13 protein-coding genes are annotated in these 10,281 nt (G+C 64.9%); 6 read left to right on the plus strand and 7 right to left on the minus strand.

Features of this window, described 5'->3' with window-relative positions; genetic code table 11:
* From ACEQXV_RS00580 to ruvC, 3 genes are all read right to left on the minus strand, one after another.
* A partial coding sequence (locus tag ACEQXV_RS00580) for an AAA family ATPase (RefSeq protein WP_370267383.1) occupies nt 1-323 on the minus strand: 323 nt, incomplete at its 3' end.
* A gap of 1 nt (nt 324) precedes the next feature.
* Nucleotides 325-990 carry a Holliday junction branch migration protein RuvA gene (ruvA, locus tag ACEQXV_RS00585; protein WP_370252064.1) on the minus strand — a complete coding sequence of 222 codons (666 nt, stop codon included), beginning with the start codon at nt 988-990 and terminating at the stop codon, nt 325-327.
* Nucleotides 987-1,490 (minus strand): crossover junction endodeoxyribonuclease RuvC, encoded by a 504-nt coding sequence (ruvC, locus tag ACEQXV_RS00590; RefSeq protein WP_370252062.1) that lies wholly within the window; start codon nt 1,488-1,490, stop codon nt 987-989. Before ruvC ends, ruvA begins: the two co-directional genes overlap by 4 nt.
* A 330-nt stretch (nt 1,491-1,820) precedes the next feature.
* On the opposite strand from ruvC, the gene ACEQXV_RS00595 reads away from it, so the two are divergent.
* Entirely contained in the window at nt 1,821-2,021 is a 201-nt protein-coding gene (locus ACEQXV_RS00595) for a DUF1127 domain-containing protein (RefSeq protein WP_370252060.1), read from the plus strand.
* A gap of 76 nt (nt 2,022-2,097) precedes the next feature.
* Here ACEQXV_RS00595 and ACEQXV_RS00600 read toward each other — a convergent pair whose 3' ends face one another.
* From ACEQXV_RS00600 to msrA, 3 genes are all read right to left on the minus strand, one after another.
* The gene (locus tag ACEQXV_RS00600; RefSeq protein WP_370252058.1) at nt 2,098-2,454 is read right to left on the minus strand and encodes a hypothetical protein; all 357 of its coding nucleotides are present in this window, start codon (nt 2,452-2,454) and stop codon (nt 2,098-2,100) included.
* A gap of 69 nt (nt 2,455-2,523) precedes the next feature.
* Entirely contained in the window at nt 2,524-3,390 is an 867-nt protein-coding gene (locus ACEQXV_RS00605; RefSeq protein ID WP_370252056.1) for a 50S ribosomal protein L11 methyltransferase, read from the minus strand.
* A 214-nt stretch (nt 3,391-3,604) separates the two neighbouring features.
* Entirely contained in the window at nt 3,605-4,255 is a 651-nt protein-coding gene (gene msrA, locus ACEQXV_RS00610; protein WP_370251602.1) for a peptide-methionine (S)-S-oxide reductase MsrA, read from the minus strand.
* A 177-nt stretch (nt 4,256-4,432) separates the two neighbouring features.
* Between msrA and ACEQXV_RS00615 the strand changes: the two genes are divergently transcribed.
* Together ACEQXV_RS00615 and ACEQXV_RS00620 are read left to right on the plus strand one after the other, a co-directional pair.
* Nucleotides 4,433-5,653 (plus strand): CynX/NimT family MFS transporter, encoded by a 1,221-nt coding sequence (locus ACEQXV_RS00615; RefSeq protein WP_370251600.1) that lies wholly within the window; start codon nt 4,433-4,435, stop codon nt 5,651-5,653.
* Nucleotides 5,654-5,805: 152 nt separating this feature from the next.
* Nucleotides 5,806-6,798, plus strand: a complete 993-nt coding sequence (locus tag ACEQXV_RS00620; RefSeq protein ID WP_370267385.1) for a fatty acid desaturase — start codon at nt 5,806-5,808, stop codon at nt 6,796-6,798.
* Between the two features lie 55 nt (nt 6,799-6,853).
* Here ACEQXV_RS00620 and ACEQXV_RS00625 read toward each other — a convergent pair whose 3' ends face one another.
* A complete protein-coding gene (locus ACEQXV_RS00625) occupies nt 6,854-7,057 on the minus strand; it encodes a SlyX family protein (RefSeq protein ID WP_370251596.1) in 204 nt (67 codons plus the stop codon).
* A 107-nt stretch (nt 7,058-7,164) separates the two neighbouring features.
* Between ACEQXV_RS00625 and hisS the strand changes: the two genes are divergently transcribed.
* From hisS to hisG, 3 genes are all read left to right on the plus strand, one after another.
* Complete coding sequence (gene hisS, locus ACEQXV_RS00630; protein ID WP_370267386.1) at nt 7,165-8,643, plus strand: histidine--tRNA ligase; 1,479 nt, start codon at nt 7,165-7,167, stop codon at nt 8,641-8,643.
* Nucleotides 8,640-9,746 carry an ATP phosphoribosyltransferase regulatory subunit gene (locus ACEQXV_RS00635; RefSeq protein ID WP_370267387.1) on the plus strand — a complete coding sequence of 369 codons (1,107 nt, stop codon included), beginning with the start codon at nt 8,640-8,642 and terminating at the stop codon, nt 9,744-9,746. Before hisS ends, ACEQXV_RS00635 begins: the two co-directional genes overlap by 4 nt.
* Nucleotides 9,743-10,281: ATP phosphoribosyltransferase (gene hisG / locus ACEQXV_RS00640; RefSeq protein ID WP_370267389.1), on the plus strand; the 539-nt coding region annotated here is incomplete at its 3' end. The genes ACEQXV_RS00635 and hisG, both read left to right, overlap by 4 nt.

Genomic DNA, 10,281 nt, shown 5'->3' on the forward strand with positions numbered 1-10,281 from the left:
TCACGCGATTCCAGGTTGGTCAGGATCGCCGCAAGGTCGCCCGCCTTGGCCAGCACCGGGCCGGAGGTCATGCGGAAGTTCACGCCCAATTCGCGCGCCATGATCTGCGCCAGGGTCGTCTTGCCCAGACCCGGCGGCCCGTGGAACAGGACATGGTCCATCGCCTCGTCGCGGCGACGGGCGCTTTCAATGAATACGCGCAGGTTTGCGCGGGCCTCTTCCTGACCGATGAACTCGGTCAGCTCCTGCGGACGCAAGGCACGGTCGGGGCTCTGGTCCTCGGGCAGCGGCGTGGCGCGCAGGGTCGGGTCGGGTTCGGTCATCTCAATCCTTCGGGGCCAGCAGCTTTAGCGCCGCGCGGATGAGGGCGGGCGTTTCGGCCTCGGGCGTGTCGCCTGCGGCCTGCGCCACAGCCATCGCGGCCTCTGCCGGAGCATAGCCGAGGTTCTTGAGCGCCGACAGGGCCTCGGCCTGCGACGACGAAGAGGGGCGTATGGCGGGGGCAGGCGTTGCCGCCGCAGTCTGGGGCGGAGTGGTCGCCGGAGCATCGCCCATGGCCTCGATCACCTCGCCGCCCATGGCCATCACGCCTGGCGCCTTGTCCTTGAGTTCGTTGACCACGCGCTGCGCCAGTTTCGGGCCTACGCCGGGCGCGGCCTTCACCGCCGCCGCATCGCCAAGCGAAATCGCCCGCGCAACCCCCTCGGCGCCGAGCGTTCCCAGGATCGCCATCGACGCCTTGGCGCCCACGCCTTGCACGCTGGTCAGAAGGCGGTGCCATTCGCGTTCGTATAAAGTGGTGAAGCCGAAGAGTTGCAGCAAGTCCTCGCGCACCAGCAGCTCGGTGAACAGCGCCGCCGCTTCGCCCTTGCCGGGCAGGGCCGCCAAGGTCCGGTCAGAGCAATGGACCACGTAGCCCACCCCGTTCACATCCAGCAAAACGTGGTCCGATCCCTTGTAGTCCACCCGGCCCGTCAGTTTCCCGATCATTTTCCAGCCTCCAGCGCCGCCGCGAACCGTCCTGCGGTCTGGGCATGAAAGGCATGACAAAGCGCGATGGCAAGTGCATCGGCAGCGTCCGCGCTTGACGGCTTCGCGCCGGGAAGCTGCATCTTCACCATGTGCTCGACCTGGTTCTTGTGCGCATGCCCCACACCGACCACCGTCTTCTTGACCGCATTGGGGGCGTATTCGGCCACCGGAAGGCCTGCCTCGGCGGGCACCAGCAGGGCAATCGCCCGTGCCTGGCCAAGCTTCAGCGTCGCAACGGCATCCCGGTTGACGAAGGTCTGTTCCACGGCAGCCTGGTCGGGCGCATAGCGCGCCAGCACCTCGGATAGCTGCCGATGAAGGGACAATAGCCGCGCCGCGAGGTCCTGCCCGGTGCTGTGACAGGTGCCGTTGGCGACATGGCTGAGCCGCGAGCCGTGCGAATCAATCACGCCCCAGCCCATGTTCCTCAGCCCCGGATCAATCCCAATGATGCGCATCTGTGCCCTGCCCCGCATATTTTCTGCGACTTTTTTGCAGCACTAGCACGAAACGAGAACATTGACCAGACAAAGTCGGTTTTCGTCATCGTTTCAGACAAAAGCGACAGGCCCCGCCGAAGATGTCGATTCCGGACAAGTCCCTTTTCCGCTTCCGACAGGAAATGCGGCGATTTTTTGCCAGTATTTCATGCCGTTACGCCGATATCGACCTATGCAGAAAATGCATGAGACCTATGCAGTTGCGATCTATTGATCGGGCGATGAAAGCCGCCTAACTGCCGCCTCAGCAAACAACGCAACTCCACCCTGTCTGGAAGGATTACACAGATGGCTACCGTCACCAACCGCACCGTCGGCGCCGGCTTCAGCGTCGCCTCGATCCTGTCCGTTCTCGTGGGCCGGATTGCAGCCTGGAATGACGCCCGGGTCACCCGTCAAGCGCTTGAGGCTCTCTCCGATCGTGAACTGGACGATCTGGGCCTGACCCGCGGTGATATCGAAGGGATCGCAAGCGGTTCTTACCGCTGATCCCTGCTTCACCGCAGGAAACTCTCCCTGGAAGAGGCCGTCCCGTTCGGGGCGGCTTCTTTCATTTCGGGGCCGGTCAGGAAGGTGGCTGGCCGATCACATCGGTCATCAGCCCCGCAATCGCGACCGAGACCGGATCCATCGACAGCAACCAGGCAGCGGTCGCGTGCCCACCACCCTGCGACTCGAGGTCGGTCAGACGCGCGGCATAGTCAGCCTCGCCCTGGTGCCAGATCATGAAGCCTTTCAGCAGGAAACAGCAGATCGCGGCCAGCATCAGGCTGCGCCACGGCACCCCGAGCTTCAGCCTGGGGCGTTTGCGCGGCACCACCAGCCCATCGGAACGCACGGTCAGACCGGCCGCGGCACCCGGCCCGTGCGCGCCCTCGATCCGGCGCAGCCGGTCCTGGAAACGGTTGTAATTGGCATCCATGGGGACCTCATCGAGTTCCCCCCACCTCGGCGCGTGAGTATAGCCGGAAATGTGGCAAAACTGTGCCGATCAGCGCCGCAGCGTCAGCGTGGTCCATTCACCTAGCTCTGCCCGGTGTTCCAGTGCAAAGCCTTCGGCCTCGTAGGCGGCGATCACCTCTTCGGCCTGTTCGTTGAGCAGCCCCGACAGGATCACATGCCCGCCCTTGGCCGCATGGGCGGCAACATCGGGGGCGAGTTCAACCAGCGGCCCTTTCAGGATATTCGCGAAGATCAGATCGAAGGGGGCGGCCGCGTGCAGATCGGGGTGATCGAAGCCCGCCGCAACAAGGCAGCGCACCCGCCCGGCTTCACCGTTTGCAGTCACGTTCGCCTCGGCCACGTCCACCGCGACCTCATCGATATCCGAGGCCAGCACCGTTTCGGGCCAGACCTTGGCCGCCGCCAACGCCAGCACGGCGGTGCCACAACCGATATCGACGGTGTTGGACTTGACCTCACCTGCCACAATCAGCCGCTCCAGCGCTTCAAGACACCCCTTGGTGGTGCCGTGATGCCCGGTTCCAAAGGCCATGGCCGCCTCGATCAGCAGCGGAATGCGATCGCTCGGCACCTTCTCGGCGTCATGACTGCCATAGACGAAGAAACGCCCGGCCTCGACCGGATGCAACTCGCGCTTCACATGGGCGACCCAGTCGGTTTCAGGAAGCTCCGACACGACGAAGGGCCTGGCGGAATGCGCCGCCGCCAGAAGGGCCAGACCGACCTCATCGGGCGCGTCGACGAAATAGGCTCCCACTTCCCAAAGGCCCGATCCATCCTCCATCTCGAAGACGCCAACGCCCGTGGGTTCCGGCTCCAGCGCTTCCAGCGCCAGCCCGAGGGCCTCCGCGTTTTCGCGCGCGGTCAGCGTGGTGAGGGCGGTAAAGGTCGGCATGGGCTGTCTCCTGCAATCCTGCCCCGCTTAGGCGGATCGACCCGAAAACACAATGATGCTTCTTCTTGGCTCAAATACTCGCTCCGACCGCTCTCACCAGATCGGACCCGCCGCTTTGATGGGCCGTCCCTCTCGGTCCCATCGCGGCAGCTGCGGTCCGCCGAGGCCCCCGCGCAAGCGGGGGGTGAGGCGGGCCGCTCGCGGATCGGCGCCGTCAGGCGCCGAGACCGATGGGGCAGCTCACGCCGGTGCCGCCGATGCCGCAATAACCCGAGGGGTTCTTGGCCAGGTATTGCTGGTGGTAGTCCTCAGCGAAATAGAACTCGGGCGCGGGCAGGATCTCTGTGGTGATCGCGCCGAAACCCGCTTCGGTCAGACGGGCCTGCATCGCGGGCCGGCTGGCCTCGGCTGCCGCCTTCTGCGCCTCGTTGAACGTGTAGATACCGGAACGGTACTGCGTGCCCATGTCGTTGCCCTGGCGCATGCCTTGCGTGGGGTCGTGATTTTCCCAGAACACCTTCAGAAGTGTATCGTAGCCGATCACCTTCGGGTCATAGACGACCCGAACCACCTCGTTATGTGCCGTCTTGGCGGTGCAGACCTCCTCGTAGGTCGGGTTCGGGGTGTGACCACCCGCGTAGCCAACCATGGTCAGCCAAACGCCGTCGAGTTGCCAAAAGATCCGCTCGACTCCCCAGAAACAGCCCATGCCGAACATCGCCACCTCCATGCCCTCCGGCACATCGAGCGTCAGCGGGCGGCCCGACAGGAAATGCGTCTCGGCGGTCGGAATGGCGGCAGAGCGTCCCGGCAGGGCCTCGTTTGCCAGAACCATTTCCATCTTCTTTGACTTCAGCAGGAACATCGCGCGTCTCCCTTGTTCGATACCGACCAGAATGCCGTGGCTCATAGATGGGGTGCAAGCGGTCTTGCGACCAGTGGGCCCGCGCGCCGCCCCGGTCACGCCTGCGCGATCTCCGGGTCATTTCAATTGCAACCTTTTCCCTTCCCAAGTCCGCTCGCCCTGCATAACGTCCGCGCCATGACAGCCGCCTCCACCCTCGACTCGCGGAGTTCCTGGATCCGTCTTGCGCTCTCGCTCACGATCGGGCTGGTGGGCAATGTCGGCATGTGGGCGATTATCGTGATCCTGCCCGCCGTCGAGACGGAATTCGGCGTCGACCGGGCCGAGGCGTCACTGCCCTACACGCTGACCATGGTGGGCTTCGCGCTAGGCAACTATTTCATCGGGCGCGCGGTAGACCGGTGGGGCATCACCCTGTCGCTGATCGGCTCGGCGCTGCTGATTGCAGCGGGGTTCACGGGGGCGGCACTCGCGCCCAACATCGCGACCCTGAGCGCCCTGCAACTGGCCATCGGCTTTGGCACCGCAACCTGCTTCGGGCCGCTTATTGCCGATATCTCGCACTGGTTCCTGCGCCGCCGCGGTATCGCGGTAGCCATCGCGGCATCCTCCAACTACCTGTCGGGGGCAATCTGGCCGATCATCCTGGCCGACATCCTGGCCGTTCAGGGCTGGCGCACCGCCTACCTGATCATCGCCGCAACGACCCTGATCGTTATGATACCGCTCTCGCTCTTCCTGCGCGCCCGCGTGCCAGAGGCCGCCCGCGCCGAGGCAGAAACCTCTGCGGCGCTGCGCGCCAAGGCCGTGAGCTTCTCGCCCAATACGCTGACCTGGCTGCTGGCCATCGCCGGGATTGGCTGCTGTGTCGCGATGTCGATGCCCCAGGTTCATATCGTGGCCTATTGCGCGGACCTGGGCTATGGCCCCGCCGCCGGGGCCGAGATGCTGTCGCTGATGCTTCTTGGCGGGGTGGCCTCGCGGCTTCTGTCGGGCATGCTGGCCGACTGGCTCGGGGGGATCGCCACCCTGCTGATCGGCTCGACCCTTCAATGCATCGCGCTCTTTCTCTACCTCCCAAGCTCGGGGCTCACACCACTCTATATCGTCAGCCTCGTCTTCGGGCTCAGCCAGGGCGGGATCGTCCCGAGCTATGCAATCATCGTGCGCGAATACCTTCCGCCGCGCGAAGCGGGCGCGCGCGTCGGGCTGGTCATGATGTCGACGATCGGGGGCATGGCGCTCGGCGGGTGGATGTCGGGATGGATTTACGACGTGACGGGCAGCTACCAGATGGCCTTCCTGAACGGCATTGCCTGGAACGTGCTCAACATGGGCATCATGGTGCTGATCCTTACCCGCTCGCGCCCGCGCAGGCCCGAGCCCGTCGCGGCATGAGCGTCCCCGCAGCTACGGGAAATTGGACCGGGCGCGATTGATGCGTTATATTTTCGTTAAAGTTATTTGAAACAGTCGCCCCCACGAGTTGAGTTCAACCATGCAGGGCACTCCTTCAGCCCTGCGCGTCATCACAGCACGAGACTGCACCGATGTCGTCGATCAGAGAAGTCACACGGGCCTGGAGCCAGCGCAGCGACGCGCTCGCCTCGGTCAGCTATTTCGGCACCTTCGCCACCTATTTCGTGACGCTTGTCCTGGCCGTGCAATTCTACGGCACATGGTGGCAGGCCGCCCCGCTTGTCGTGGTGAACGCACTGTCGGGCGTGCGTCTTTACGTGCTGCAACATGATTGCGGGCACAATTCGCTCTTCTCGGCGCGCTGGATGAATGACTGGGCGGGCTATGGCCTGTCGACCTTCACGCTGACCCCGTATCGGGTCATGCAGGTCAACCACAATGAACACCACAGGTTCCTGGGCGACCTGGAGGAACGGCGCTCGGGCGAGATCCACACGATGACGCTGCACGAATGGCAGGCGGCCAGCCCCGGCAAGCGGCTTGTCTACCGGCTCTATCGCAACCCGTTCCTCCTGATCCCGATCGGCGGGCTCTTCGTCTACGCGATCCGCTACCGCTGGCCCAAGAACACGATGCGCATCGGCCCGGTCGGGGTTCTTGTCCATGACGCGCTGTTGCTGGGCTGGATCGCACTCTTGTGGTGGTTGGGCGGCTTGCCCGCGCTGATCATCTACGCCTGGACGGTCCTGGTGGCCGCCTGCGCCGGGGTATTCCTGGTCTATCTCCAGCACAATTTCGAGGACACCTACTGGGACCGCCGACCTGAGCTGCGCCACGATCTCGCGGCGCTGCAAGGCTCCTCTGCGCTCGACCTTGGATGGTGGTTCGATCTGGCAACGGGCAACATCGCCTATCACGACATCCACCATTTCAATGCGAACATTCCCAGCTACCGCTTGCGCCAATGTCACCGGGCGATCCGCGAGGACTTCGACCTGCCCACGATCCGCTGGCCCGAGGCGATCCGCAGTTTCTCGCTGAAGCTTTGGGATGAAGAGCAGGGCAAACTCGTGCCCTTCCCCAAGCCCGACGGTCACATCCAGAAAGGCCCGGCCACGGCCTGAGGGAGCCATCGGGCGCAATCGTCCGGGTCGTCCCGTCAGGCAAGTTGGCGGCGCGCTACCAGTGCGGCGGCTTCTGATCGGCCATCGGAACGGTGCCGCCCATCTCGGACTCGCGCTCGGCCTCGCGGTGCATCAGCATCTCCACCCGCCGCGTGAGCGTGGCAATCTCTCGATCCTGCCGCGCGACCACGTCAGAAAGTTCCTCCACCTGACGGGACAGGTGGGCCAGCATTTCCTCGAGTCGGGTATCGTTGCTCATGCGCCTTACCTAGGGGCCTTTTCGTCCAAAGACCAGAGCGCCGCCTTGCCCCCAAGCGCCCTCTGGGCTAGACGCCTCGCGGACCCCGATCCCAAGGGATAGCAGCGATGGCCAAGCAAAAGAAACAGCCCCGCCCCAAGGCAGAGACGCCCAAGGGCTTCCGCGACTATTTCGGCGCCGAGGTGACCGAACGCAAGGAGATGCTGGACCGCATCGCCGAGGTCTACCATCGCTACGGCTTCGATCCGCTCGAAACCTCGGCTGTGGAAACCGTCGAGGCGCTTGGCAAATACCTGCCCGACGTGGACCGTCCCAATGCCGGCGTTTTCGCCTGGCAGGAGGAGGATGACGGCAAATGGATGGCGCTGCGCTATGACATGACCGCGCCGCTGGCCCGCGTCGCGGCCCAGTTCCGCAATGACCTGCCCGCGCCTTACCGCCGCTTTACGATGGGGCCGGTCTGGCGCAATGAGAAGCCCGGGCCGGGCCGCTTCCGCCAGTTCTACCAATGCGACGCGGATACCGTTGGCGCGCCCTCTGTTGCCGCCGATGCCGAGATCTGCGCGATGCTGGCCGACACGCTGGAGGCCGTGGGCATCCCGCGCGGGGATTACATCGTGCGGGTGAATAACCGGAAGGTTCTGACCGGCGTTCTGGAAACCATGGGCGTGGGAGACGACGAAGATACCCGCAACAACGTGCTGCGCACCATCGACAAGTTCGACAAGGTGGGCGAAGCCGGGGTGCGTGAGCTTCTTGGCAAGGGCCGGCTTGACGCCTCGGGTGCCTATATCGACGGCGTCGGACTACGGGACGACCAGGCGGAACCGGTCATCGCCTTCCTGACGTCAAAGGGTGCAGACGCCGAGGAAACGCTGGCCAACCTTCGCGCCGCAATCGGCGTGTCGGGCATCGGCGCGGAAGGTGTCGAAGAGCTTAAAACCATCGCCTCCCTTCTCGAAGCACAAGGCTACGGCCCCGACCGCATCGTTATCGACCCTTCGGTCGTTCGCGGGCTCGGCTACTATACCGGCCCTGTCTACGAGGCGGAGCTGACCTTCGAGGTGCTCGACGACAAGGGCCGCCCGCGCCAGTTCGGCTCGGTCGCGGGCGGCGGGCGCTATGACGACCTGGTCAAGCGCTTCACCGGGCAGGCCGTGCCGGCAACGGGCGTCTCCATCGGCGTCGATCGCCTGCTTGCCGCGCTGCGGGAAAAAGGCCGGATCGGCGGCACCCAACAGGGCCCCGTCGTCGTGACCGTGATGGATCGCGACCGCATGGCCGAATATCAGCGCATGGCGACCGAGCTGCGCAACGCGGGCATCCGGGCCGAAGTCTATCTGGGCAATCCCAAGAATTTCGGCAACCAGCTGAAATACGCGGACAAGCGGGAAAGCCCGGTGGCGATCATCCAGGGCTCTGACGAGGCAGAACGCGGCGTTGTGCAGATCAAGGACCTGATCCTTGGCGCACAGATCGCGCAGGAAGCAAGTCTTGAGGAATGGAAATCGCAGCCCGCGCAGCGCGAGGTGCCCGTGGCCGACCTGGTTGCCGAAGTGCGCGCCATCCTGGACCGGGGCAAATGAGCGACAAGGTCACCGTCCGGGCAGAGGCCGAACGGCTCTTTGCCTTTTTCAAGGCCGCTGGTGCCCTGCCGGTGGACGCAGACCTGTTGCAGCCTGCCGAAACGCTGCTGGACCTGTATGGCGAGGATATCCGGGCGCGGGCCTACGTGACCCAGGACCCGGACCGGGGCGAGATGATGCTGCGCCCCGACTTCACCGTGCCCGTGGTCCAGATGCATATGGAACATGGCGGCGAACCGGCCCGCTATACCTATCTGGGTGAGGTCTTCCGCAAGCAGCAGGCCGGATCGGGCCGCGCGACGGAATACCTCCAAGTGGGTTACGAGCTTTTCGACCGAGAGGACCCCGAGCGCGCCGATGCCGAGGTCTTCGCGCTTTTTGCCGAGGTGCTGTCTCCGCTCGGGCTGCGGCCCGCGACGGGCGATATCGGCATTCTGACGGCAGCTGTGCAGACCCTGCGCACCACCGAGCGCCGCAAGGGCGCGCTCATGCGCCATATCTGGCGGCCCCGGCGTTTCCGTGCCCTGCTGGACCGGTTCACCGGGCGCGTCGCGCCGGACCCGGCCCGGATTGCGCTGCTGGCAAAGGTGGCCGCGAACGGCGCCGATGCCGTTCTGGATGGCGCAGGGCCTGAAATCGGCCTGCGCAGCCGCGCAGATATCCTGGCCCGGATCATCCATCTTCAGCAGGACGCCGCCGAGCCGCCGATCAGCAAGGGCGAAGCGGAACTGCTCGACGCGATCCTGTCGATCCGGGAAACCCTGGCAAATGCCCATCAGCATCTGCACGACATCACCGTCGACCTGCCGGGCCTTGCGCCGTCCATCGAGCGGATGGCCCGCCGGATGGACGCGCTGGAGCGCGCTGGCATTCTCGTCGATGACCTTCCCTTCGAGGCCAGCTATGGCCGCACCACGATGGAATATTACGACGGGTTCGTATTCGGTTTCATGGCCGAGGGCCGCCCCGACCTGCCCCCGGTCGCATCGGGCGGACGCTACGATGCGCTGACGCGCGTGCTTGGGCGGGGGCAGGAAATCCCAGCCGTTGGCGGCGTCGTCCGGCCCGAACTGGTGCAACAGTTGCGGGAGGGCCTGGCATGACCTTGAAACTGGGCGTGCCCTCCAAGGGCCGGCTGATGGAAAAGACCTTCGACTGGTTCGCCGAACGCGGCATTGACATGCGGCGCAGCGGGTCGGACCGGGAATATGCCGCCCATGTTGACGGGGCGGATGTGGACCTTGTGCTACTCAGCGCCGGAGAGATCCCGCGCGAATTGCAGGCGGGGCGCATCCACCTCGGCGTAACCGGCAGCGACCTCGTGCGAGAGCGTATCCCATCGTGGTCGGACGTGGTCACTGAACTCAAACCCATGGGCTTCGGCTTCGCAGACCTCATCATTGCCGTGCCTGCCTTCTGGGTTGACGTGAACTCTCTCGACGATCTGGACGCAGCCGCCGCCGACTTCCGTCGTCGTCACGGACACCGCCTCAGGATCGCCACCAAGTATCACCGCCTGGTCCGCGATTTCCTGCGCGAAGCCGGCGTGGCCGACTACCAGCTGGTCGACAGCCAGGGGGCGACGGAAGGAACGGTCAAGAACCTGACCGCCGAGGCGATTGCGGACATCACCTCGAC

The sequence above is a fragment of the Nioella sp. genome (assembly GCF_964229645.1).
GTDB lineage: Bacteria > Pseudomonadota > Alphaproteobacteria > Rhodobacterales > Rhodobacteraceae > Nioella.